The organism is Alcaligenes aquatilis (assembly GCF_003076515.1).
In the GTDB taxonomy this organism is placed as follows: Bacteria; Pseudomonadota; Gammaproteobacteria; order Burkholderiales; family Burkholderiaceae_B; genus Alcaligenes; species Alcaligenes aquatilis.
In genome coordinates this window covers 1,666,168-1,688,787 of the sequence record NZ_CP022390.1, presented here as the reverse complement: position 1 = coordinate 1,688,787, position 22,620 = coordinate 1,666,168, and the positions used below count along the sequence as shown (strand labels likewise).

Sequence of the window (22,620 nt, the reverse complement as noted above, 5' to 3'; positions counted from 1 at the left end):
AGAAAAAACGGGACCAGTTATTCAACTGGTCCCGTTTTTTTTATATGTTTGCGCGTTGAAGATTTACCGTATTTCGGCCTTGGGCTTTTGAGGCTGAGCAAAGAGTAAAAAAGCACAGGGTAGTCAGTATCGGAGCGTCTGAGTTTGCCGTGGACTGAGTGAGTGTCAGTGCCCCAGGTCTGGCTTATTGGGACGCCTGCGTCTTGCGCCTTGTCGGATTGTAGATGCGCAAAATATGAACGTACCAGAACAGCAGCAACAAGGCAGAAGCCCCCAGGCCCAGGCTGGACATGGTCCATAAGCTGGCCGCCCCCACAGGTGCTCCCGGTGCCAGCCATTGAATAACGCCTTCCAGCGATCCGGCTGCAGGTCCAAAACCCAGCCACCACCCTCCACCCAAACCCAGTACGCTCAAGGCAAAGAATTGCAGCAGCATGGGGACAAAAGCCACTTTATACGCGCGCAGCAGATAGGAAATCAGGCATTGGAACGCATCGAAAAAGTGGAAAAAGGGCAGTAGTTGCAGCAACAGCAAAGCCCGGAGTGCGACATCGGCATCATCGGTGTAGGCATGGGCCAAGGTCGGACGCAGCAGCACCAATAGGGTAATCGTTAAGGTCACCCCCGCCAGCACGATTGCCAGACTCAGCATTCCCACTTGGCGGGCGCGATGATATTGCCTCGCACCAATCGCTTGAGCGCTGACTGAGGCAGCGGCAACGCCCACGGCCATCGGCACCATAAAGCAGACGGCGGCCAGATTGGCCATGATCTGGTGCGCACCCGATGCAAAGACTCCCTCGCGGGCGACCAGCAGTGCCATGAAGCTGAAGGCGCAGATCTCGATCAGGTAGGAGCCGCCCATAGGCAGACCCAGACGCAGCAGTTCTTTTTGGGCCGCCCAGTTGGGTAGCCCCAGTCGCAGCGTAAACGGCTTGTAGTAGCGGTCGGTACGCAGCAACCACAGGCCTGCCGCCAGCATCAGCCAGGACACTACCGTAGTGGCCAAACCTGAGCCGACGGCGCCCATGGCCGGTAGTCCAAATTTCCCGAAAATCAGCACCCAGTTGAACAGGGCCTTGAAGGCCACGCTGAACAGATTGATCAGCATGACGGCCTTGGGGCGCGATGTGGCGGTACCCAGGCAATAAATGGTTCGGAATACCAGGGCGGCGGGTAGAGCCAAGATCAGACTGCGTAAATACCAGGTCACCCGGTCGTGAACCTCAGGGCTTAAGTCGCCCGACCAGCGTAACCATATATTGGGAAAGGCCAGCGCCAGGGTGCCGATCAAGGTCAGCAAAAGGGCCAGCCACACGCCTTGCCCCCACCAGCGGCCCACTTCTGTCAGGCGGCGCGCGCCAAATTGCTGCGCAATGATAGGAATCAGAGCGTGGATGACGCCCATCAAGCCAATAAAAACGGTGATGTAAATGGATACGCCCAGGCCCATGGCCTGTAGGTCGATCGGGCTGCTGTGGCCGACCATAACGGTATCCAGAACACCAAAGGCGATACCTGCCCAGGAGCCAACGAGCACAGGCCAGGCCTGACGCAGGATCTGACCTGCCTGGCCTTTCCAGTTGCGATGAAACACGGAGGACATGATTGAAACTTACTGAGCTTGCACTCGCAGCAGACGGAAAGCCTCGTGGCGATCTGGCCCGCGTTTACCTTGCCAGAGCTGGACCGCATTGTCGGGAATGGGGGCCTTGCCATCTTTCAGGTCGCGCAGGGAAAACTGTTCCAGTACCAAGGAGCAGCGGTTATCAAAATTGATATTGATGTTGTTAAATACCAGAAAGGATGCTCGTTGCCCCGAACCCAGCCCCCAGGAGCGCAGGCATTCACCGGCTTGCTTGTGCGCCTGCAGGGCGGCAGACAGTTCGCCGGATACATCGCGGTAGCTACGTACGTAGTCCAGCGAGGGCATCCATAAAGTCACCAGCAAGAGCCAGGTGGTAATGAGGCCACCTGCAGACAAGACTGTGCCACGCAACAGCCCTGGCGGGTTGGAGGACAAGCGCCAGCGCACCAGTGCGATCCAGGCGACGGTGCCGAGCACGGCAATAATCATGACCGGCCAGGAGATAAAGGTGTCATAGCCTTGCGTCTGGCGGGCAATATTTTGCGAAATCTGCCGTGGCCATCCGGTTTGCTGAGCAAACCAGCCCAGCCAGACGGTTGCCGCTGTCAGCGAGAAACACATGATGGCAAACCAGTCCAGCGTGTTGATGACGCCACGACGCAGGGTGGGCAGCGAGAAAGCAGCCAGGATGGCGCAAGGCACGACCAGCAAGGCGTATTCGGGCTCGAAGGCATCGCGCATGAATAATAGGCTGATGAGCGGAACCAGAAAACTGATGGCAGGTACGTAAATATGCGGGGCTTTGAGCCAGCTGCGCCATTGCCACAGCGCCAGCAATGCCAACGGCCAGATAGGCCAGAGGAACCAGAGCAAGTCGCGCAGATTATTCAACTGCTCCTTGAATCCGGCCCAGCCCCAGGCTGCCAGATGCCACAGACGCCACTGTTCAGTCCAGTACACGCTGACACGCTTGGCCGGGATCCACCAGGCCATAATGATGGCCAGGGTCAGCACGGCACTCAGGGCCAGCCATTGGCTGTGCTGGCGCAAGGGGCCGCGTGGAATAAAGCACAGCGCAGTGGCCAGCATAATGGGGCCAGCGCCCAGCCAGCCACGGGTCAGAAAGCAGGCGCCCAAAGACAGGCCCAGCATGATTGCACCTGAGGCTGGGCGGTCGAACATGCGTACCAGGCTGTACAAGGCCAGGGCTTGGAAAGCAATGATGGCCGGCACTTCCGACGTTTCATGCATGCGCCAGATGATGCCCACTGTGGCCACTGTCAGCAGCAAGGTGGCGTCGGCAATCATGCGCCCATAGGCGGTGGGCGAGGGCTCCCCCCCAAAGGGCAGGCGTAACGGTTGGGCTTCGGGACGACGGGCCAGCCAGTAGGCACTGTGCCAGACCGAGGCTGCCAGCATGCCGAACCACAGTAAATTGGGCAGGCGGGACGCCACAATATTGGCGTTCAGTTCGGAGGTGAACAGCTTGAGCAGCGGCGCAAACAGCGTAATGAACAGCGCCCCCAGCCAGGTCGTCAGCGGCCCGTCCTGGGCATGCGCCAGATCGCCCACCTGCGGCAACAGCAAAGCCTGACCGCTGGGATCAGACAAAGCGGTCAGCATGGTTGCAAGCCCGATGACATCGTCTGCCTTCCAGGGATCACGGAAAAACAGACCCGCAAGAATGTAAATTGTCCCCACAACAAGCAGGACCAGTCGGGGAAGTTTGACGGCAGCGGTAGCAGTCAGGCGGGCAGGGGTGGAGGTGGGTATGAGGCTAGATGACACGTCTAGGGTAAAACAGTCTGTTGATTCGCCCTATCTTAATGCAAAGGGGGCGCCTTGGCCGGGAAATGTACGCTAAAAAAGGACCCCCACGCTGCGCCTTCGGCTTGCGCTCTACCTCGCGGCTTGCATGCCGCTCGGATTCGCCAGGCACACAACAGTCCGCAATGGACTGCTGTGTGTCCGGGCTCATCCCCGAGGGGGGCTTTTTACCGGGGGCGCCGAGCCTTGGGGCGGCCTGGCGGTAAAAAAGGCAGCCGAAGCTGCCTTTTTTGCGCTGAACGCGGTATGTCGAGAAAGAGAGCTTATTCGCCTTTCTTGACGGTACCAGCCGTACGGGCAAAACGGGCGCGGAATTTTTCAACGCGGCCAGTTTCCACGATACGGGTTTGAGCGCCCGTGTAGAAGGGGTGCGACTCGGACGTCACGTCACACTTGAACAGCGGGTAAGTCTGACCGTCTTTTTCGGTGGTTTCGCGAGTCTGGACAGTGGAACGGGTGATAAAGGAGTTGCCCGTTTGCAGATCCAGAAACACCACGTCACGGTATTCTGGGTGAATGCCTTCTTTCATGATGATTCCTGTTTTGACAAATAAGGACCGCCAGCAAGGCACGTATTTACAAAAACAAAGCTGCACAGGGCAGATTTTCAATCTTTCTTGTAACTACCGGCACTAAAAAGCTAGAGGGCTGTTTTTTTAACCGGGTTTGGGTTTTACATCCCGCCCGATTGAATAATGCCTAAAGACTTTTTGCCACGTATCCGATGAAGCCTGAGATTTTAGCATCGAGCCGCCGCTTTTCAAAGAAAACTCCGTCAAAGCGCGGCACAAGTGCAACAGGGTCTCGCTCGCTGGCGGGTGGACAGGCCCCGAAAACGGCCAGTTTGCCAGCCTTTTCGCGGTCCTGATCCTTGCTTTTCAAGGCGCTCAGGTGGTTTGCCTGCGCTTGCGGAAAGACAGAATCCAGATACCGACGGCCAGTTCCAGCGCCGCAATAATCCACAAACCACTTTGGAAGTTACCGCTGGAATCTTTCAGCGCACCCAACATGAAGGGGGCGCCGAAGCCGGCCAGATTAGCTACGGAGTTGATGAAGGCCACACCGATAGCGGCTGCCGAGCCAGCCAGTACGGCATTAGGCAATTGCCAATACACCGGAATGCAGCCCATGGTGCCGGATACGGCCACAATCAGGCTGATAAAAGCCATCGTCGTATTGTTGCCCAGGAACAGACCCACACCAGCCAGACCGATCGCGCCGATGATGACGGGAATGCCCGTGTGCAGTCGGGCTTCGCGGCGACGGTCGGCACTAAAGCCCAGCGTCAACTGGAAAATAGCTCCAAAAACATAGACCAGGCCTACCAGTAAACCAACTTGTAGCGGATCGGTCGGGCCTAGCGAGCGTACCAGGGTGGGGGCAAAAAAGGCCAACGTGGAGTTCGCGGCCACGATGCCAAAGAACATCAGGGTCAGGGTCCACAGATCGGCATTGCCCAAGGCTTTCTTGAAGCTGTGCTCGCGCGGGCCTGCGGCCTTGGCGTCCAGCACTAACTCCTGTTTGATCAGGTCTTTCTCTCGCAGGCTTAACCAACTGGCTTTTTCCGGGCTGTCCACAATGAACATCACTGCCAGAATGCCTGCGAAAATCGTCGGCAGGCCTTCTAGCAGGAATAACCATTGCCAACCGGACCAATCATTGACGCCATCCAGACGCGTCATGATGAAACCGGCCAGTGGTGCGCCCACAACCGAAGCCACCGCCGAGGCGGAAATAAAGACCGCAAACGCTTTGGCGCGACGATGGGCCGGGAACCAGAAGGTCAGGAACAGCAATACACCGGGCTGGAAACCCGCCTCAAAAGCGCCCAGCAAAAAGCGCATCACATAAAAGTAGGCGGCCGTTTTGGTAAACATCATCAGCACGCAGATCAGGCCCCAGCCAAAAGCGATACGGGCCAGGGTCTTGCGCGCGCCAATACGCAGCAGCAACCAGTTGCTGGGCACTTCAAAAAAGAAGTAGCCCAAAAAGAAAATACCGGCGCCTATGCCGTAAACGGTTTCGGAGAACCCCAGTTCGGGCTGCATTTGCAGCTTGGCAAAACCGATGTTGAGCCTGTCTATCCAGGCCAGCATCCAAAGCAAAAAGATGAAGGGCAAAATGCGCCACATCACTTTTTTGTAAATCTGATCCAGTTCCTGCTTGCTGGCGGATGGGGCCTGGGCTCCGTCCGCAAGGGTGCTGCTCGTCATGAGGGTGTCTCCTTGTGTGGTACAGCGTGTTATGGCTGATCTGGGGGCAGGCGCTCGGCCATAAGCTCGCAGGCAGCAATGATGGGGTTGATCACCGGCACAGCCAGCCTGCTTTGCAGCGCTTGGGCGCTTTGAGCCAGGGGGCCGCCGCCGATGATGACGGCGCGGGCACCGTCCTGTTCGATACATGCCACGACACTGTCGGCCAGCTCCTGATCCTGACGTTCAGGGGCCTGGGCCAGATCCAGCGGGGCGGTAGGGGTCAGGCGCAGGCCGGAGAACTGGTTGCTCCAGCCATAGCGCTGTACTTGGTCCAGAATGGATTGCTCCAGGCCGGGCGTCGTGGTGGCAATGCCAAAAGGGGTGCCTGCTCGGGTGGCCTGCAGCATGGAAGCCTGGCCTATGCCGATGACTGGCACCTTTACGTGCTCAGTCAGGGCCTGCAGGCCGGGATCACCAAAAGCACCGATGATGATGCCGTCCGAGCCTTGCGCCTGGGCCAGTATCAGCGGGTGCCTGGCGATGGCGGCGGCTTGCTCCAGTTCCTCCATTTCGGTCAACATGCCCGGTCCCTCGGGGGCGGTCAGCCCCCGGACCAGGATGTCGCTGCGCTGCAGGCTCTGAAAGCAAGCCTGGGCAAGCGCAACCATCATGTCGGTGGTGGGGCGGGAAGTATTGGGGTTGATGAGCAGTACGGTATGAGACATAAATACAGGAGCCGCTGTAATGCGGCTTATCAAGTGAATCAGGTATCCAGGGGGCGGCCAAAGGTTTCGGGCGCCAACTGCAGGACGGCGGCAAAGGTGACATACATGCCCGCCATTAAGGTGAACATGCCGGCGACACCGTAGCCTTCCAGCACCCAGCCGCTAAGCGTGGGGATAAATGCGCCCGCCAAGGTGCCCAGCGCCAGAATGAAGGCGGTACCAAAGGCGCGGACGCGGGTGGGATACAGCTCGGGAGAGAAAATCCAGATCGTGGTGTTCAGCAACAGTACGCAGAACTGGAAGGCCGCACCGAACAGCAACACCAGGTAGATATTGAAGCTTAGAAAGCCAAAGGCCAGACCACTGGCGCAGGCCAGTAAAGCTCCGTAGGTGAAGACGCGTTTGCGAGGCACGCGGGAGCCCAGGTAAGAGGCGGTCAAGGCACCCAGCAAGCTGCCCGACTGCATCAGGATGGTGAAGGTATAGCTTTTCACCAGGGAGTAGCCTTGCTCTACCAGCAGAGTCGGCATCAGGGTCAGAACCGTCAGTTGCGCGCCGTAGGTCATGCACACGGCAATACCGGTGACCAGCGTGCGCATGGCCAGCGGGCCTTCGAAAATCTCGCTCAAGCGTACGCGCTCTGCTTTTTGCGCTTGTGGGCCGCTGTGCAGATAAGGGTAGGGGTTGGCAACGTGTCGGCCCAGCTTGCCCGAGGCCAGAATATTCAAAACCTGATTGGCCTCGTCGATACGGCCTTGCGACACCAGAAAGCGAGGTGTTTCAGGAATATAACGACGGTAGAACAGCACCATGAAGGCGGGCATGACCAGCAGGCCAAACACCCAGCGCCAGCTCTCGGGGCCGGGAAAGAGGGTAAAGACCAGCAAGCCGAAGGCCGGAGCCAGCATATTGCCCAGACCGCCACCCGCGACGTTGATCGTACCGACGGCGGTGCCGCGAAAGCGCGAGGAGCAGAACTCGGCCAGCATAGTGACGGCAATCGAGATCTCGCCACCCAGACCAAAGCCCACAATCATGCGACCCAGGCCCAGTACCCAGTAGCTGGGGGCCAGGGCGCAGATCAGCGCGCCCAGCGTGAACAGGGCCAGATTGATGGTCAGCATGACGCGGCGACCATAGTGGTCGGCGATATAACCAGATAGCAAGCGCCCCAGGGCCGCAGCGGCAAAGGTCAAGGTGTTCAGAAACCCGACATCACGAGGCGTCAGCCCCCAGTGTTGCTGTAGAAGCGGGCCTACCAGGCCCACGGCATTTTGCTCGAGCACGTCAAACAGCACGCCCAGCAAAATCAGGGCCAGCACTTTGCGGTGTGAGTTGGTGACGCCTATGGTTTCCAGCGAGTTTTCCAGTTGCTGCTGAACCGTGTGATTGTTGGCCGTAGAACTGGCCTGTGCCTGCTCGGTGTCGGCCGGCAAGGTTTGCTGCTTGCTAGACATGGTTTCTCCTCGTTTCAGGACATGCTTGGCACGTCCGCCCATAACATTATTTTTTCAGCCATTATTAATATGAAAAAATATTTTCAAAACTAGGGTTAACGAGAAAGATTTTGCAGTTTTTTTATTCTGTTCTTTAATTCATTGATAAAAAAGGGGTTTTAATAAAAAAAGGATCATCGCATTTTGCATATGATCCTTATTCGATTCTTGGGATAGCCTCTGGCAGCCTGACTTGTGCTGGGCTGACTTACCTTCTTGGCTGCATGAGCAGTGGATGGGTTTGTGATGCCAGTTTCAGCGGTCTACAGCTCCAGAAAACTGTCGTGGAAAGCTTCCACCATGCCCAAATGGCGACGCCCAACCGGGCCGGCCTGATCCATTATCTGACTCAGAATCAAATGGCATAAGCCGATCACCGCCACGTGGTTGTCCAGCACACCGGGCGACTGGACATCGCATCGCAACGTCCAGCGACAGGCACTTTTCTCGGCGCTGAGTTGATCGGTGATATGCAGCACATTCGGGTTCAGCTGAGCTATTTGCCTAATCAGCTGATCCATATTGCGCACCCGGCGACGCAGGGCAAAGATCACCACCACATCGTCGGCGTGTATGCCGGCCAGATGCTCCCCCATGGTTTCGCCAGGGCCGGGAATCAGATGGGCTTCAGGGACGATTTGCAGCAACTGCCAGCGAAAGTAATTGGCCAGAGCATGGCTGGATCGAAACCCCATTACCCACACTTTGCGTGCGCCCAGAATGGCCTGGGCAATCTCTAGCAGTAGTGAGTCGGGAATGCGTCGGTAGGTGGAGGCCAGATTGTTCTGGCTCTGTTGCAGGTGTGTGGCCAGCGAGCGTTCGGCTTCTGTCTCGGTCGCGGCCAGCAGCAGGGGAGAGCCCGCTTTCTTTTCGGAGCGCACTTGCTTGCGAGCCGCTTCGTAGTTGCTATAACCCAGGCGCCGAATAAAGCGGGTAACCGTGGCGTTAGATACATTGGCCAGAGATGCCAGCTCAGACGCGCTGTAGCCGGCCAGATCGCCTGGGAAATCCAGGGCAAATTCTGCCAGACGTCGCTCTGATGGGGATAGATCGTGAAGAATGTCACGTACGCGTCCAACAAAGGACTTCACGGCGGGATCAGACATGGCGCTCCGTACTCTTGTAGTGTGTTCAGGATTTTACGGGGAAGCTCATGGAACTGTATCAAAAATCCGGCAGTTTCCGCCGGACCCGGTCGGCTACAGATCCCCGCGTTCGGCCATGGAGACAGTCTGGCTGGGCGTGACAATAATATGGTCCAACAAACGTATATCTACCAATGCCAGTGCCTGACGTATGTGCCGGGTCAGCCTGATGTCGGACGCGCTGGGATAGGCAGCGCCAGAAGGGTGATTGTGCGCCAGAATAATGGCGCAGCTATGGTGGCGCAGGGCAGCGCGCAAGATCTCCCGTGGGTAGACCGAGGCCTGATTGACGGTGCCCCGGCTGATTTCCTCGGCGCAGATCAGGCGCAGTTGATTGTCCAGAAACAGGGCCAGGCAGTGCTCCACGGGCAAATGTCCAATATGGGCCAGGCAATAGTCGCGTACCTTGTCCGCCTGATTCAGTACTGGCAATCCGGTCAGGGATTCCAGGGCACAGCGGCGTTGCAGTTCCCGGATAACCAACAGTTCCGCGCATTTGGCTGGCCCGATTCCGTCCAGCTGACGCAGGGCAGACGCATCGGCCGATAATAATCCTTTGAGTCCGTTAAAATGTTCCAGCAACATCTGACCGAGCTCGACAGCATTGCGCCCGCGTGTACCGGTGCGCAGGACAATACCCAGCAGTTCCGGGGTGCTCAGGCAGGCAGGGCCGTGCGCCAACATGCGCTCGCGGGGCCCTTGGCGGCGTAAAGTGGATGTGGCCATAAGAAACGTTAAAATGCGGTAATTGAATGATTTTCTATAGTGAGCGATCGTGAGTAACTCTGCTAGTTCCGAGCTTGGAATTGTCCGTCAGGATTCCTACCTGACTTTGCACTATCGTATAGAGCTGGCCAGTGGCCCGGCGGCAGGCTCTGTGTTCGCGGATACCTTTACGGGTCGTCCGGCGACCTTGCAACTGGGCAATGGTCAGTGGGCCCCCGGTATGGAAGAAAAATTGCTGGGTCACCGTGAGGACGAGCGCTTTCAGCTCGACATCACCCCCGAGGATGCCTACGGTGCCCGTAATCCGGACCTCTTGCAGCGCATCACTCGTGAAATGCTGGCCAGCAATGCTGCCGAAGGGGTGGAGTTCGTACCCGGTGACATGGTGGAGTTTGCCGCCCCGAATGGCAGCCGCTATTCGGGCGTGCTCAAGGAAATCGACGACAAGACGGCCTTGTTCGATTTCAACCATCCTTTGGCCGGTGTGGCCTTGCGTCTGGATGTTCATATTTTGGGGATTCTGTAATGAGTCAAGTTACTCCCGTTCAGAACGCTGAGGTTGTTCTGGCCCAGCCCCGTGGATTCTGTGCTGGGGTCGACCGCGCGATTGATATTGTCGAACGCGCCTTGGAATTGCACGGCGCACCAATCTATGTGCGTCATGAAATCGTCCATAACCGTTACGTGGTCGAAGACCTGCGCAACAAAGGGGCGATCTTTATTAAAGAGCTGGACGAAGCTCCCTCGGGCGCGATCGTGATTTTCTCGGCCCACGGCGTCTCGCGTCAGGTGCGTGACGATGCCGAAAAACGTGGCCTGAAAGTCTTTGACGCCACCTGCCCGCTGGTGACCAAAGTGCATATCGAGGTCTCTCGCATGCGCGCCGAAGGCCGGGAAATCATCATGATTGGTCACGTCGGTCACCCTGAAGTTGAGGGCACCTTGGGGCAGGCCGACGGCGGCATGTACCTGGTGGAAACGCCCGAGGACGTCGCCAATCTGAAAGTGGCTGATCCCGACAAGTTGGCCTTTGTGACGCAAACCACCTTGTCCGTGGACGATGCGGCGGTTGTGGCCCAGGCCTTGCGTGAACGCTTCCCCAATATCGTCGAACCCAAGAAAAGCGATATCTGTTACGCCACCCAGAACCGTCAGGATGCGGTCAAGATCATGGCCCCTCAGTGCGACCTGGTTCTGGTGGTGGGCAGTACCAATAGCTCGAACTCGAATCGTTTGCGCGAAGTGGCTGAACGCAAAGGCGCTGAAGCCTATCTGTTGGATAAACCGGAAATGATTGATCCGGCCTGGCTGGTGGGTAAAAAGCGCGTGGGTGTGACGGCCGGCGCATCGGCACCGGAGGTTCTGGTCAATCAGGTGATTCAGCGCTTGCAGGAACTAGGCGTGGGTCGTGTACGAGCCCTGGATGGGGTGGAGGAAAACATTGCCTTCCCGCTGCCCCGAGAGCTGTCGCGCAAGATTGAAAACCTGAACAAATAAAAAAACGAATTTTGCAGGGTGGACAGGAGACAAGATGATTTTATATAGCTACTTTCGCAGTTCCGCCGCTTACCGGGTGCGGATTGGTCTGAACCTCAAGGGACTGGATTACCAGATCAAGCCTGTGCATCTGCTTAAAGATGGCGGTCAGCAGCATCAGCCAGATTATGTGCAAATCAACCCTGTCCAGTTGTTGCCTGCCTTGGACGACGATGGTTTGATCATCACGCAATCCCTGGCTATTTTGGAATATTTGGACGAACGCTATCCCGAACTGCCGTTCTTGCCTAAAACCTCAGCAGAGCGGGCCTGGGCGCGGTCCATGGCTCAAACCGTGGCCTGTGATATTCATCCATTGAATAATCTGCGTGTGCTGCAGTACTTGAAGAACGAGTTGCATGCCCAAGAAGATGCGCGCAATCAGTGGTATCGCCATTGGGTCAGCGTAGGACTGGGGGGGCTGGAGGCCTTGGTGCAACGCCATGGCAAAAAAGGTCACGCCTTCATCTTTGGTGATATGCCCGGTATGGCTGAAATTTGCCTGATTCCCCAGATGTTCAATGCGCGTCGCTTTGAGATTGACCTGACTGCTTTTCCTCGCCTGTTGGCGGTGGAAGAAAAATGTCTGGAACTATCCGCGTTTCAAGAAGCCGCTCCTGACCGTCAGCCTGATGCGGCCTGACGCCAAACGTGAAGGCCGCCCGAAGCTGGGCTGGCCGGAATCCACCCGCCTGATAGGCGGGTTTTTCTTGCCTCATTGCCGTTGATGTGGCGGCCTGGGGGAGTAAAGGACAAAACATGAAGATTGGTTTTTGTGGATTGGGTCGAATGGGTCAACCGATGGTGCGCCGCCTGTTGGGGGCGGGTTATCAGGTCAGTATCTGGAATCGCTCCAAAGACAAGGCACTTGCACTATTGGAAGCAGGAGCAAGTTGGTGTGATACTCCAGCGCAAATGGCCCAGCAGTGTGAAGCCGTATTCCTGTGCGTGTTCGATGCCCAAGCAGTGCACGATACCGTTCTGGGTGAGCAGGGCCTGGCCACTGTGCACGGAACCTTGCAGATTGTGGTAGACCACTCCTCGATTTCACCTCGGGCGACGCGTGAGATGGCTGCCCAATTGCAGCAGCGTTGCGGGGCTGACTGGCTGGATGCCCCTGTATCGGGTGGTGTCGGTGGGGCTGAACAAGGTACATTGGCCATCATGGTGGGTGGACAAGCGGCACAGCTAGAGCGCGTGCGCCCCGCACTGGCGGCGTATTCGCAGCGCGTCACCTTGATGGGGGCGGTCGGGGCTGGCCAAGTAACAAAATTATGCAATCAGACCATTGTGGCCACCACCTTGACCGCCATCGCCGAGGCCTTGAGCCTGGCCAATGATAATGGTGTGGATGCTTCTAAAATCAGTGAGGCTCTGGGGGGAGGTTGGGCCGATTCGGTGCTGCTGCAATTGTTCGTGCCGCGCATGACGCAGCGCGACAATCAAGTAAAAGCGTCGGTCGACACCATGTTGAAGGACTTGAACACGGTGGCAGAGTTGGCCAGTGCCAGTCATACCAGTATGCCCGTGGCCCATGCAGCCCAGCAAAGTTACCGTGTGGCTCATCGTTTGGGACTGGGCGAACAAGATGTCGCTCGCATTACGCACGTGAATAGTTACAATTACGGGGAATAAACCATCTTCAGTCAAACTTAGTTTCGGTATTATGTCGGCTGTTTAAAGTTGGGACTGTAGATCTACAAAAGGGAAGTCATGAAAAAAAGTACAGGGCTAGTCACACTGGTTGTCGTGTTAGCGGCTGCATACGGCGGTTCGACTTGGTATACCGGTAAGAAAACTGAAGCGCTGGTCAGTGAGAAAGTGGCCCAGTTCAATACCCTGGCTGCCGAGCAGATGCAGCAAATGGGCTTGAGCGAGTCAGTCGTCATGAATGTGCTGGATTACCAGCGTGGCGTATTTTCCTCTACCGCTCGTTACACCATCACTATCAAGCCTTCTGATGCTGAAGATGCGCCTCTGGAGCTGACTTTTGATGACAAGATCAGCCATGGTCCGCTTCCTATGTCGGCAATGGCTCTGGGTAACTTCACTCCTGTTGCCGCCTTGTCGCGCAGCACCCTGGTCAAGACCAAGGACACGGAAGGCTGGTACAAGCTGACTGGCGACAAGACCCCTTTGTGGGCAGACAGCCTGGTTGGTTTTGACGGTGCCGTGGACACCAACGTGCACTTTGAAGCCATCAAGCACCAAGGCAATGAAATCAGTGTGGATTTCAGTGGTGGCCAGTTGCGCACCAAAGCCGGTGGCAAGAGCAAAGATATTGTTGTGACTGGCAGCTTCCCCAAGCTGTTCGTCGATGACATCAGCGAAGATCCATTGAAGCTGGAAGCCTCCAACTTTGTGGTGGATTTCAAGCAAGATGGCGACATCAATGTAAACGGCACCCAGGTTGGCAAGCTAAGCGTGGATAACGTGAAGATGCAAACCGCCGAGACCGATGGCATCACTTTCAAGCAAATCGCTGTCAACTCGGACGCTGTCACCAAAGACTCCATCAGCGATACCAAGGTCATCTACACGGTCAGTGATCTGGTGTTTGAGGACAAGGTCAATCTGGGTTCGATTGAGTTGTCCATGAACTTTGATCGCGTCTATGCACCTGCTATTTCTGCGCTCTCCAAGCTGATTTCCGACTCCAATTTGCAAAACGATATGGATTCGGTTGATGGCCCAACTGCTCAGAAGATAATGGAACTGGTTCTGCAAGCGCTGGAGCAAAAACCTGTGCTGCGTATTGAGCCGCTGCGTTGGTACACTGCCGCTGGCGAGTCCAAAGCCACTTTGCGCGTGGACTTCCAAAAGCCCGATGCAACGCTGCAACAGTTGAAAGAAAGCCCAGAGCTGTGGGTTGAAGCGATTCCTGCTGCTCAGTTGGATGTCTCGATCTCCAAGCCCATGCTGCGTGGTCTGGCTACCGATATGGACAAGGCCGAAGGCCTGACGCCTGAGGAAGGCAACGCTGCCATGCTGGACATGATGCTGGATGCTGCTGTGGCGCCTTACGCCAAGTCCAATATGATCAAGAATGACGAAAACGATATCTCTACCGTTATCAAGTACGATGGTCAGGATCGCGTGTTCGATATCAACGGCCAGCGCTTTACCTCCGAGCAATTGCTGGGTCTGGTCCTGATGGGCATGATGTAATTTATCTGGGCTTTGTCCAGCGTAAAGCCCACCGAAATTCGGTGGGCTTTTTTTTACCGCCGGGCCGCCCCAAGGAAAAAAGCCCCCTTGGGGGGCAGCAAGCCGAAGGCGTAGCGTGGGGGGCTGTTTTATCGCCGGGCCGCCCCAAGGAAAAAATCCCCCTTGGGGATGAGCCGGGACATACAGCAGTCCATTGTGGACTGCTGTATGCCAGGCGAATCCGAGCGGCATACAGGCCGCGAGGTGGAGCGCAAGCCGAAGGCTTGTTTTGATTCAGTAATTGGAAGGAAGCCAGCTCATGGCCAGTTTATCGGACCAGCTATCCAGGCTGGTATACAGCACAGAACAAGGACGCGTGTGTCCGGATTGCGGACAGCCTCAGAACCAGTGTCGTTGCGAAGAAAACAAGCGCGAACAAGCCTTGTCTCAGGTTCAGGGGCCAGTGCGCTTGAGTCTGGAAACCAAGGGACGCAAAGGAAAGGGAGTGACCGTGGTAACAGGTCTGGTGATGCCTGAAGAGCAGCTCAAGGCGTTGGTCAAAGAACTGAAGAGTGCGTGTGGGGCGGGTGGGACGTTAAAAGAGGGAACGCTGGAGATTCAGGGTGATCATCGAGCCGTTGTGCAGGCACGCCTGGAACACAACGGCTTGACGGTCAAGCGGGTTGGCAGACCCTGATAGGGAATTAGAAGCTGTAGCCCAAGCCTACGCCACCAAAGACACTGCTTTTCTTTTCGACTAACGGACTGTCCTTGGCTTCTTCACCCAAAGTGTTCACGCCGAGCAGACCTTGCAGGGACCAGCTTTCGCTGATCTTGTGGGTGTACTGGCCGTACAAGGCATAAGAGCGCAAACCAGCGTCAGGGCGGTACGTGCGCAGTTGGCCATTGCTGCCAGCAGCTTCATGCGATTTCACGCCAAAGTAGGTGCGCATGGCTTTTTCGTTGGACCATTTCAATTCCGCACCCAGCGAGAAGCTGCTGTCCTGATCGTTCCAGAGGCGGTAACTCAGATCTAGAACGGCAGTGGCGCCGTAGCCGCTTTTCAGTGCCTGGTAGTAACTGCCTTCGATCTTGGCATTGCCTAGTCGGTAAGCAGTAAATACACCCAGATTGCCGTGACGATCAATATCGTCCGTACCGTACAGGCGGTCGGCATCACCGGATTTACGTGCGCGGGCCAGGGCGGCGTAGGTGCCGATAGTCCAGTTGTCTGTCAGATTGGTTTGCAGGCCGATGGCAGGCATGCCTGCTTTTGGGGCCAGGAAAAAGTGGCCGTTACGGTGCGACAGCAGAGGGTAGAAACGGCCACTGTAACTGTCGGCCCCTTCGTATTTTGGGGCGAAACCCACGCCGACACCCACCGTGGTTTGCTGCGCCAGTGCCTGACTGGTTCCTAAAGCACATAAAGCAGCCAGTAGCAGGAAGGGGCGCAGAGCAGAACGGGCGAGGGTGGGCATAACAGATTTCCTTGTGATACGGGGTAAAAACAGGCCCGCTTGTCGCGAGCCTAGCTATCGTATCAAGGTTTGAACAGGCTTAGGTAAAATAATGACCGGCCTGTATGGTCTGTTGTCCCAGGCCTACATCTGCTCAGGCCCGAATGTAAATCCAGTTGTCTGCCTGCAGTTTCACCAGCGCGGTGATAGCCCCGTGCTCCAGCGTCTGGAAGCGTTCTGGTGCATTGAGGCCCTGATTGCGCAGTGTATTGGGACACAGGTAGGTGTAGGTGTCGCAATCGTGTTCAGCGCCTTCTACGCAGGCTTTAACGGCCTGGGCATTGGCGATGATACGAATCTGAGCATCCGGGATGTCCTTGAGCAAGTTGCGCGCATTGCTGCGGGCACGCTCCAGGGCATCGACAGTAGGAGCATGCAAAAGAACACGAGTACTCATGAATAAACATCCTGCTTGATATTAGCGTGGGCCAAAAACGCGTTCGGCAATGTCGGGCGAAGCGCCGGTCTGCATTTGAATGCGACCCTGCTCATCTTGCCAGACCATGGCGGGGGTGGCACGCAAGTCCCAGCCCATCATCAGATCTTCATTGCGGGTCAGGTCGGCCTCGATGTCGCTGGGTATGCTGTCCAGCCCTTTCACACCGGCGCTGCGGTCTTTCAGCATGGCCAGGGAGTGCTCGTTCAAGGCCTTGGTTGGGTCTTTGGCGGCCAGGATGGCGGCCGATTTCAGACTGCTGCTGGGAGCCAGAATGCCCACCATGATGTGACGCAGTTGCACCTTGCCGGACTCAACCCAGGGGCGGGCCATTTGCCAGAACTGCATGCAGTAAGGGCAGTTGGGATCGGTAAAGACGTAGACCACGCGTGAGGCCTTATCGTCGCCATCTTTGATCCAGCGGGACTTTTCCAGCTTGCCCAGCATGTCTTTGGCGATAGCCGGTTGCACCAGCTCGTCCAGGCCTGCAGGACGTACCTCTTCGCCTTTGGCATCGATCATGGTGCCGACCATCATATGCTGCCCATCGGGCAAGTTGTAGATAGCCAGAGCCCGATTTCCGCTATAGGCACCCCAGGCTTTCAGGCCACCGGGGGCATCAAACTCGCCCACAATAGACAGCCCTTGTTCTTCCAGGGCTTTCAGTGCAGCGGGACGGTCGGCGGCTTGCGCGGCCGTGCTTGCACATAGCAAACCGGCCAGGGCAAGACGAATCGAAAAAGAAGAAAGCGACATGGTAGTTATTCCTGCAAAACAGTCGGTGAGTGTATATACCAAGAAAATATATACTAAGATCAAAATGGAATAAAAGGATGGGACTGGGCCTTGCCTGGATAGTTCCCCATGCCTGTTCTGATTCGGTCGTTTCTTTGGTTCAACCGAGGGCGCGGATTTTCAGGTTAGCCAATTCCAGTAAGCGATAGGTTTCGTGTACAGGCAAACCCATCACGCCGGTATAGCTGCCACTCAAATGGCTGATAAATGCGCCACCCAGGCCTTGAATGCCATAGGCTCCGGCTTTGCCCATAGGTTCGCCGCTGGCACAGTATTCTGCAATTTCTTGTTCGTTTAGGGTTTTGAAGCTGACTTCGCTAATGCTGATGCTTTCAAATTCCACTCCACCTACGCCCAGGGACAAGGCTGTCATCACTTTGTGACGGCGGCCCGAGAGCTCGCGCAAGATACGTGCGGCGTCGTCCAGATCCGCAGGTTTGCCAAAAATGTCTTCGCCCATGCAGACCGTGGTGTCGGCACTTAAAATAGCGCGTTCTTGATCCAGGCTGCTGTTCTGTACACGCCATTCCAGCGCGCGCAGCAGTTTGTCGCGGGCGGTACGCCGAACATAGTCCAGCACGGCCTCTTGTTCCAGACGGGGTTCATCCTCGCCTGGAGGGCTGGGTACATTCAGGACTTCATGAGTAATCTGGATGCTGTTGAGCAGGTCGTGGCGGCGCGGGCTGGCAGAGGCCAAGTAGATGGGCTGAAAAGGCATAGAAAATCAGAGCTAAAGAAGATTCAGGCGCGGTGATAAGGATGCCCGGTCATGACGGACCAGGCGCGATACAGTTGTTCGGCCAGAAAAATGCGTACCAGAGGGTGGGGCAGCGTCAGGGAGGACAGGCGCAGCATGCCGTGGCAACTTTGCTTCAAGCTTGCGTCCAGCCCGTCCGGGCCTCCGACCAGAATCGCAATATCCTGACCACTGCTGCGCCAACGTTCCAGTTCCTGGGCTAGCTTGACGGTGGTCAGGTCCTTGCCGCGTTCGTCCAGAGCAATACGCATTGCCTGGGCGGGGATGGCTGCTTCAATACGTTTGGCTTCAGCCTGCATCATCTGGGCAGGTGTTTTGCCGCTGGTACGGGGCTCGGCCTTGATTTCACGCAGTTCTATGGCGCAGTCCTGGGGCAGGCGGCGAGCATATTCCTGCCAGCCTTGTTCTACCCAGTCGGGCATACGCTGACCGACGGCAATGACAATGAGTTTCATGAAATGTCGTACAAGAAAAAAAGCCCCCACGTTGCGCCTTCGGCTTGCGCTCCCCCTCGCGGCCTGTATGCCGCTCGGATTTGCCTGATACACAGCCGTTCCCAATGGGCTTCTGTGTGTCCGGGCTCATCCCCGAGGGGGCGTTTTTTACCGGGGGTGCCGAGCCTTGGGGTGGCCCGGCGGTAAAAAAAAGGCCGCATCATAAGCTGCGGCCTGGGTGTTGCCGACAGGCAGGAGCAAGAGCTTAGTCTGCGTCTTCGTCGGCGCTGGCGAAAAAGCCAGTGGGTGGAACCTGGCGCGATTGCGGCAGCAGTTCCACTTCGACAGGGCGCTCGCCCCAAAGTTCTTCCAGGTTGTAATACTGGCGGATGGCGGGCTGCATGCAATGCACCACAATGTCACCCAAATCCAGCAATACCCATTCGCCGGTGTCCTCGCCTTCATGGGCCAGAACGTCGACTTTGTTTTGACGTGCTTTATCAAACACGTTCTGGGCCAGAGCGCGGGTTTGCCGGTTGGACGTACCACTGGCGATGACCACACGATCGAACAGGCCGGTCATGTGGGTAGTGCTAAAGACCTTGATGTCTTGAGCTTTGACGTCTTCGAGGGCATCGATGACGAGTCGTTGAAGTGTTTCTATATTCATAAAAAGAACTATACAGGGCGCACCTGTGGGTGGGAAAGATAGAGCCGTTTTTTGTCAATGTATTGAGCGACTTCTTCCGGGACCAGGGCGGTGATGTTGTCACCGCGCTGCACTCGCTCCCGAATTTGGGTGGCCGAGATGTCCATGGGCAGAAAGTCGATCTGATGTAAACGGCGCTGAAGTCGACTCAGCTCCTGTTGCAAGGCTGCGGGCGTTTCCACAGGACTGCCGGGGCGCTGGGCCACCGCCAGCTCGACGTATTCAAGAATTTCCTGCCAGTCGTTCCAGCTGCAGAAATTATGCAGTTGGTCGCTGCCTAAAATCCAGTAGTACCGCGACCCGGCAGGCAAGCTGCGCACCGTGTCTATGGTGTAGGTGGGGCCGCCGCGTTCGATCTCTACGGGGTTCACTTGCAGCCCGTGGTGGCTTTGGGTGGCCAGTTCGGCCATGGCCAGACGGTCCTGGGTGCTGGCACCCAGGGCGTCGCGTTGCCAGGGCTGGGCAGCGGGCAGCAGTTGAACCTGATCCAGCTGCAATTGCTCGAATGCAGCAAGAGCCAGTGCTATATGGGCTTTATGGATGGGGTCGAAACTGCCACCCAAGAGCCCGACTCGCTTTAAATCCATTCGCGAGGCACCAGGTATTGCGCCAAAGCCGCTTCCGGTGTGCCAGGTTCGGGCGACCAGTTGTAGCGCCAGTTTGCCTGGGGAGGCATGGACAGCAGGATGGATTCCGTACGCCCCCCCGATTGCAGACCAAACAGGGTGCCGCGGTCAAAGACCAGATTGAATTCGACATAGCGGCCACGACGAATGGCCTGGAAGTCCCGATTTTCCTGGGTGTATTCCTGATCCATGCGGGCACGCACGATGGGCACGTAGGCATCGGTAAAGGAGTTGCCCACGGAGCGGGTCAGGGCAAAGCTGGCTTCAAAGCCGGACTCGTTCAAATCGTCGTAGAAAATGCCGCCAATACCACGGGTTTCGTTGCGGTGCTTCAGATAGAAATACTCGTCGCACCAGCGCTTGTAGCGCGGGTAGTAATCCGCACCGTGCGGTGCCAGGGCATCGTGGCACACCTGATGGAAATGGCGGGCATCGTCTTCGTGCAGGTAGTAGGGCGTCAAGTCCATACCGCCGCCAAACCAGAATACATCGTCTTGATCCGCTGTCTGGGCCTGGGCCACAAACATGCGCACGTTCATGTGCGTGGTGGGCACAAAGGGATTACGCGGGTGTATCACCAGCGAAACACCCATGGCCTCCCAGGGGCGTCCGGCCAATTCAGGGCGGTGGGCGCTGGCCGAAGGAGGCAGGGTGTGGCCTTTGACATGGCTGAACAAAACGGCAGCCCGCTCGAACACGGGGCCGTTCTCCAGCAGGCGGGACAGACCGCCACCGCCTTCTGGACGATCCCACTGGTCCGACTCGAAAGGCGTACCATCCAGTTGCTCCAGAGTGTCCACGATGTGGCTTTGCAACTGACGGAAATAAGCCTGGACGGTATCAATGGGTAAAGACATGAAAAGACCTTGCTGCGACAATCAGGATTCGTTGCTGGGCAGGGCGCGCCAGCCAATATCGGTGCGAAATTGCTTGCCGTCGAAATGCGTTTGGGAAATGGCCTCGTAAGCGGCTTCCTGAGCGCGACGGATGGAGTCGGCCATGGCGGTCACGCACAGTACGCGACCACCAGAGGTGACGACGGTACCGTCTTTCATTTGAGTGCCCGCATGGAAGGTGATGCACTCGTCGGTGTCTTTCGCAAACTGGGTGATGGCATCACCGGTACGAGGCTCTTCGGGGTAGTTGGCCGCAGCCAGTACTACGCCAATCGCGGTACGACGATCCCATTCGATAGTGGCCTCGTCCAGCTTGCCAGCCAGAGCCAGCTCGAAGGTTTCGGTCAGATCGCTTTTGATGCGCATCATGATGGGCTGGGTTTCAGGGTCGCCCATGCGGCAGTTGAATTCCAGCACTTTGATCGGACGGGTTGCGTCCGGACCATCGTCAATCATCACGCCAGCGTACAGAAAACCTGAGTAGGGCAAGCCTTCCTTGGCCATGCCTTGCATGGTGGGGTGAATGACTTCGCGCATGATGCGGTTGTGCAGCGTAGGACTGACGATAGGGGCAGGGGAGTAAGCGCCCATGCCACCCGTGTTCGGGCCTTGATCGCCGTCTTTCAGACGTTTGTGATCCTGACTGGTGGCCATCGGCAGTACATGCTTGCCGTCGCACATCACGATGAAGCTGGCTTCCTCGCCGGTCAGGCACTCTTCCACGACCACGCGGGCACCGGCAGCACCAAAGCGGCCATCGCCCAGAATATCGTCAATGGCGCTCAGTGCTTCTTCCAGCGTGGTAGCCACGATCACACCCTTGCCAGCGGCCAGGCCGTCGGCCTTGACCACAATGGGTGCGCCTTGCTGGCGGATGTAATCCTTGGCGGCGTCCGGGTCGGTAAAGGTTGCGTAGGCGGCTGTTGGAATGTTGTGGCGCACCATGAAAGCCTTGGCGTAGTCCTTGGAGCTTTCGAGCTGCGCAGCAGCCTGGGTGGGACCAAAGATTTTCAGGCCGGCCGCACGGAAGGCGTCCACAATGCCAGCGGCCAGAGGCGCTTCCGGGCCAACGACGGTGAAGGCAATTTTTTCTTGCTTCACAAAGGCAATCAGTTCCTGGATATCGGTGATCGCCAGGTTTTCAATACGTTCGGCACGTGCGGTACCGCCATTGCCCGGGGCAACGTAGACAGTCTGTACGCGTGCAGATTGGGCCAGGCGCCATGCCAAGGCGTGTTCACGGCCGCCGCTGCCGACAACAAGTAGCTTCATAGTGATGAGTCGGGCAGGGCCCGCAAAGAGGAGTTTTCAGGAATCAGGTTATTCGGCTTCGTCCATGACAGCGGTGGTGTAGACCTCTTGGACATCGTCCAGGCCTTCCAGTGCGTCCAGAAGTTTTTGCATTTTGACGGCATCATCGCCGCTCAGTTCGGTCTCGTTCAGGGCTTTCATGACGACACCCTCTACTTCGGGGGTCAGACCGGCTGCCTGGAACGCTGCTTGCACAGCCGGGTAGTCCGTGGGAGCGCATAGCACTTCGATCAGGCCTTCTTCATCCGTCACGATGTCGTCGGCACCGGCCTCCAGGCCGATCTCCATAATCGTGTCTTCCGAGGTGCCTGGGGCGAACAGAAACTGACCGCAGTGGCGAAATTGAAACACGACCGAGCCGTCCAGACCCAGATTGCCGCCATTTTTGGTAAAGGCGTGACGCACATCCGAGACCGTGCGCTGACGGTTGTCAGTCATGCAGTCCACAATCACGGCAGCACCGTTAATGCCATAGCCTTCGTAGCGAATTTCTTCGTAGTTGGCGTCGTCTGCCCCGCCTGCGCCGCGCTGGATGGCGCGCAGAATGTTGTCTTTGGGCATATTGGCCGCAGTTGCCTTGTCCCAGGCCATGCGCAAACGTGGGTTGGACTCGGGGTCAGGGCCGCCGGCACGCGCGGCCACGGTGACCTCACGAATGATCTTGGTCCAAAGTTTGCCCCGTTTTGCGTCCTGACGACCTTTACGGTGCTGAATATTCGCCCATTTACTATGTCCGGCCATAAAGTATTACCAA

At 57.0% G+C, this 22,620-nt stretch carries 24 protein-coding genes; 6 read left to right on the top strand and 18 right to left on the bottom strand.

The features are described 5' to 3' along the window. Positions 1 to 184: 184 nt before the first annotated feature. The 8 genes from CA948_RS07800 to radC all read right to left on the bottom strand — a co-directional run bounded on the left by CA948_RS07800 (position 185) and on the right by radC (position 9,702). Entirely contained in the window at positions 185 to 1,606 is a 1,422-nt protein-coding gene (locus CA948_RS07800) for an MATE family efflux transporter (protein ID WP_094197260.1), read from the bottom strand. A 9-nt stretch (positions 1,607 to 1,615) separates the two neighbouring features. Then, positions 1,616 to 3,376 (bottom strand): ArnT family glycosyltransferase, encoded by a 1,761-nt coding sequence (locus tag CA948_RS07795; protein ID WP_108727734.1) that lies wholly within the window; start codon positions 3,374 to 3,376, stop codon positions 1,616 to 1,618. Between the two features lie 302 nt (positions 3,377 to 3,678). Next, the gene (locus tag CA948_RS07790; RefSeq protein ID WP_009456467.1) at positions 3,679 to 3,945 is read right to left on the bottom strand and encodes a type B 50S ribosomal protein L31; all 267 of its coding nucleotides are present in this window, start codon (positions 3,943 to 3,945) and stop codon (positions 3,679 to 3,681) included. Positions 3,946 to 4,302: 357 nt separating this feature from the next. Beyond that, positions 4,303 to 5,628 carry an MFS transporter gene (locus CA948_RS07785; RefSeq protein WP_108727733.1) on the bottom strand — a complete coding sequence of 442 codons (1,326 nt, stop codon included), beginning with the start codon at positions 5,626 to 5,628 and terminating at the stop codon, positions 4,303 to 4,305. 29 nt (positions 5,629 to 5,657) lie between these two features. Further along, the gene (locus CA948_RS07780) at positions 5,658 to 6,335 is read right to left on the bottom strand and encodes an aspartate/glutamate racemase family protein (protein ID WP_108727732.1); all 678 of its coding nucleotides are present in this window, start codon (positions 6,333 to 6,335) and stop codon (positions 5,658 to 5,660) included. Positions 6,336 to 6,373: 38 nt separating this feature from the next. After that, complete coding sequence (locus CA948_RS07775; RefSeq protein ID WP_108728727.1) at positions 6,374 to 7,792, bottom strand: MFS transporter; 1,419 nt, start codon at positions 7,790 to 7,792, stop codon at positions 6,374 to 6,376. A 302-nt stretch (positions 7,793 to 8,094) separates the two neighbouring features. Next, positions 8,095 to 8,937, bottom strand: coding sequence for a MurR/RpiR family transcriptional regulator (locus CA948_RS07770; RefSeq protein WP_108727731.1), 843 nt, complete (start codon positions 8,935 to 8,937; stop codon positions 8,095 to 8,097). A 93-nt stretch (positions 8,938 to 9,030) separates the two neighbouring features. Continuing rightward, complete coding sequence (radC, locus tag CA948_RS07765; RefSeq protein ID WP_108727730.1) at positions 9,031 to 9,702, bottom strand: RadC family protein; 672 nt, start codon at positions 9,700 to 9,702, stop codon at positions 9,031 to 9,033. Between the two features lie 49 nt (positions 9,703 to 9,751). On the opposite strand from radC, the gene CA948_RS07760 reads away from it, so the two are divergent. From CA948_RS07760 to CA948_RS07735, 6 genes are all read left to right on the top strand, one after another. Further along, on the top strand, positions 9,752 to 10,228 hold the full coding sequence (locus tag CA948_RS07760) for an FKBP-type peptidyl-prolyl cis-trans isomerase (protein ID WP_223254057.1): 477 nt from the start codon (positions 9,752 to 9,754) through the stop codon (positions 10,226 to 10,228). After that, complete coding sequence (gene ispH, locus CA948_RS07755; RefSeq protein WP_108727729.1) at positions 10,228 to 11,199, top strand: 4-hydroxy-3-methylbut-2-enyl diphosphate reductase; 972 nt, start codon at positions 10,228 to 10,230, stop codon at positions 11,197 to 11,199. The genes CA948_RS07760 and ispH overlap by 1 nt, the downstream gene beginning before the upstream one ends. 34 nt (positions 11,200 to 11,233) lie before the next feature. Further along, the gene (gene maiA, locus CA948_RS07750; RefSeq protein WP_108727728.1) at positions 11,234 to 11,881 is read left to right on the top strand and encodes a maleylacetoacetate isomerase; all 648 of its coding nucleotides are present in this window, start codon (positions 11,234 to 11,236) and stop codon (positions 11,879 to 11,881) included. A gap of 116 nt (positions 11,882 to 11,997) precedes the next feature. Next, complete coding sequence (locus CA948_RS07745) at positions 11,998 to 12,873, top strand: NAD(P)-dependent oxidoreductase (protein ID WP_108727727.1); 876 nt, start codon at positions 11,998 to 12,000, stop codon at positions 12,871 to 12,873. Positions 12,874 to 12,951: 78 nt separating this feature from the next. Then, positions 12,952 to 14,406, top strand: coding sequence for a YdgA family protein (locus CA948_RS07740; protein WP_094197254.1), 1,455 nt, complete (start codon positions 12,952 to 12,954; stop codon positions 14,404 to 14,406). Positions 14,407 to 14,704: 298 nt separating this feature from the next. Then, positions 14,705 to 15,082 carry an SUI1 family translation initiation factor gene (locus CA948_RS07735; RefSeq protein ID WP_094197253.1) on the top strand — a complete coding sequence of 126 codons (378 nt, stop codon included), beginning with the start codon at positions 14,705 to 14,707 and terminating at the stop codon, positions 15,080 to 15,082. 7 nt (positions 15,083 to 15,089) lie between these two features. On the opposite strand, the gene CA948_RS07730 is transcribed toward CA948_RS07735, so the two are convergent. The 10 genes from CA948_RS07730 to CA948_RS07685 form a co-directional block, all read right to left on the bottom strand. After that, a complete protein-coding gene (locus CA948_RS07730) occupies positions 15,090 to 15,863 on the bottom strand; it encodes a MipA/OmpV family protein (RefSeq protein WP_108727726.1) in 774 nt (257 codons plus the stop codon). Between the two features lie 133 nt (positions 15,864 to 15,996). Next, a complete protein-coding gene (locus CA948_RS07725; protein ID WP_108727725.1) occupies positions 15,997 to 16,299 on the bottom strand; it encodes a DsrE family protein in 303 nt (100 codons plus the stop codon). A 21-nt stretch (positions 16,300 to 16,320) separates the two neighbouring features. Then, a complete protein-coding gene (dsbG, locus tag CA948_RS07720; protein WP_108727724.1) occupies positions 16,321 to 17,094 on the bottom strand; it encodes a thiol:disulfide interchange protein DsbG in 774 nt (257 codons plus the stop codon). 139 nt (positions 17,095 to 17,233) lie between these two features. Further along, positions 17,234 to 17,851: a Maf family protein gene (locus tag CA948_RS07715; RefSeq protein WP_094197249.1), complete on the bottom strand. Its 618-nt coding sequence runs from the start codon at positions 17,849 to 17,851 to the stop codon at positions 17,234 to 17,236. Positions 17,852 to 17,874: 23 nt separating this feature from the next. Next, entirely contained in the window at positions 17,875 to 18,345 is a 471-nt protein-coding gene (rlmH, locus tag CA948_RS07710; protein WP_108727723.1) for a 23S rRNA (pseudouridine(1915)-N(3))-methyltransferase RlmH, read from the bottom strand. Between the two features lie 244 nt (positions 18,346 to 18,589). Next, positions 18,590 to 18,994 carry a ribosome silencing factor gene (gene rsfS, locus CA948_RS07705; RefSeq protein WP_108727722.1) on the bottom strand — a complete coding sequence of 135 codons (405 nt, stop codon included), beginning with the start codon at positions 18,992 to 18,994 and terminating at the stop codon, positions 18,590 to 18,592. An 8-nt stretch (positions 18,995 to 19,002) separates the two neighbouring features. Then, positions 19,003 to 19,620 (bottom strand): nicotinate (nicotinamide) nucleotide adenylyltransferase, encoded by a 618-nt coding sequence (gene nadD, locus CA948_RS07700; RefSeq protein WP_108727721.1) that lies wholly within the window; start codon positions 19,618 to 19,620, stop codon positions 19,003 to 19,005. Further along, positions 19,611 to 20,516, bottom strand: coding sequence for an oxygen-dependent coproporphyrinogen oxidase (hemF, locus tag CA948_RS07695; protein WP_108727720.1), 906 nt, complete (start codon positions 20,514 to 20,516; stop codon positions 19,611 to 19,613). Before hemF ends, nadD begins: the two co-directional genes overlap by 10 nt. A 21-nt stretch (positions 20,517 to 20,537) precedes the next feature. Next, on the bottom strand, positions 20,538 to 21,827 hold the full coding sequence (purD, locus tag CA948_RS07690; protein ID WP_094197245.1) for a phosphoribosylamine--glycine ligase: 1,290 nt from the start codon (positions 21,825 to 21,827) through the stop codon (positions 20,538 to 20,540). Between the two features lie 48 nt (positions 21,828 to 21,875). Further along, positions 21,876 to 22,607, bottom strand: a complete 732-nt coding sequence (locus CA948_RS07685) for a YebC/PmpR family DNA-binding transcriptional regulator (RefSeq protein WP_026483044.1) — start codon at positions 22,605 to 22,607, stop codon at positions 21,876 to 21,878. Between the last annotated feature and the right edge of the window lie 13 nt (positions 22,608 to 22,620).

Coding starts and splice junctions, on each gene's coding strand:
- CA948_RS07730 (WP_108727726.1), bottom strand. CDS start 15,863: ATGCCCACCCTCGCCCGTTCTGCTCTGCGCCCCTTCCTGCTACTGGCT.
- purD (WP_094197245.1), bottom strand. CDS start 21,827: ATGAAGCTACTTGTTGTCGGCAGCGGCGGCCGTGAACACGCCTTGGCA.
- CA948_RS07785 (WP_108727733.1), bottom strand. CDS start 5,628: ATGACGAGCAGCACCCTTGCGGACGGAGCCCAGGCCCCATCCGCCAGC.
- rsfS (WP_108727722.1), bottom strand. CDS start 18,994: ATGAATATAGAAACACTTCAACGACTCGTCATCGATGCCCTCGAAGAC.
- hemF (WP_108727720.1), bottom strand. CDS start 20,516: ATGTCTTTACCCATTGATACCGTCCAGGCTTATTTCCGTCAGTTGCAA.
- rlmH (WP_108727723.1), bottom strand. CDS start 18,345: ATGAAACTCATTGTCATTGCCGTCGGTCAGCGTATGCCCGACTGGGTA.
- ispH (WP_108727729.1), top strand. CDS start 10,228: ATGAGTCAAGTTACTCCCGTTCAGAACGCTGAGGTTGTTCTGGCCCAG.
- nadD (WP_108727721.1), bottom strand. CDS start 19,620: ATGGATTTAAAGCGAGTCGGGCTCTTGGGTGGCAGTTTCGACCCCATC.
- CA948_RS07775 (WP_108728727.1), bottom strand. CDS start 7,792: ATGTCTAGCAAGCAGCAAACCTTGCCGGCCGACACCGAGCAGGCACAG.
- CA948_RS07780 (WP_108727732.1), bottom strand. CDS start 6,335: ATGTCTCATACCGTACTGCTCATCAACCCCAATACTTCCCGCCCCACC.
- CA948_RS07790 (WP_009456467.1), bottom strand. CDS start 3,945: ATGAAAGAAGGCATTCACCCAGAATACCGTGACGTGGTGTTTCTGGAT.
- maiA (WP_108727728.1), top strand. CDS start 11,234: ATGATTTTATATAGCTACTTTCGCAGTTCCGCCGCTTACCGGGTGCGG.
- CA948_RS07740 (WP_094197254.1), top strand. CDS start 12,952: ATGAAAAAAAGTACAGGGCTAGTCACACTGGTTGTCGTGTTAGCGGCT.
- dsbG (WP_108727724.1), bottom strand. CDS start 17,094: ATGTCGCTTTCTTCTTTTTCGATTCGTCTTGCCCTGGCCGGTTTGCTA.
- CA948_RS07725 (WP_108727725.1), bottom strand. CDS start 16,299: ATGAGTACTCGTGTTCTTTTGCATGCTCCTACTGTCGATGCCCTGGAG.
- CA948_RS07745 (WP_108727727.1), top strand. CDS start 11,998: ATGAAGATTGGTTTTTGTGGATTGGGTCGAATGGGTCAACCGATGGTG.
- CA948_RS07800 (WP_094197260.1), bottom strand. CDS start 1,606: ATGTCCTCCGTGTTTCATCGCAACTGGAAAGGCCAGGCAGGTCAGATC.
- CA948_RS07715 (WP_094197249.1), bottom strand. CDS start 17,851: ATGCCTTTTCAGCCCATCTACTTGGCCTCTGCCAGCCCGCGCCGCCAC.
- radC (WP_108727730.1), bottom strand. CDS start 9,702: ATGGCCACATCCACTTTACGCCGCCAAGGGCCCCGCGAGCGCATGTTG.
- CA948_RS07735 (WP_094197253.1), top strand. CDS start 14,705: ATGGCCAGTTTATCGGACCAGCTATCCAGGCTGGTATACAGCACAGAA.
- CA948_RS07770 (WP_108727731.1), bottom strand. CDS start 8,937: ATGTCTGATCCCGCCGTGAAGTCCTTTGTTGGACGCGTACGTGACATT.
- CA948_RS07685 (WP_026483044.1), bottom strand. CDS start 22,607: ATGGCCGGACATAGTAAATGGGCGAATATTCAGCACCGTAAAGGTCGT.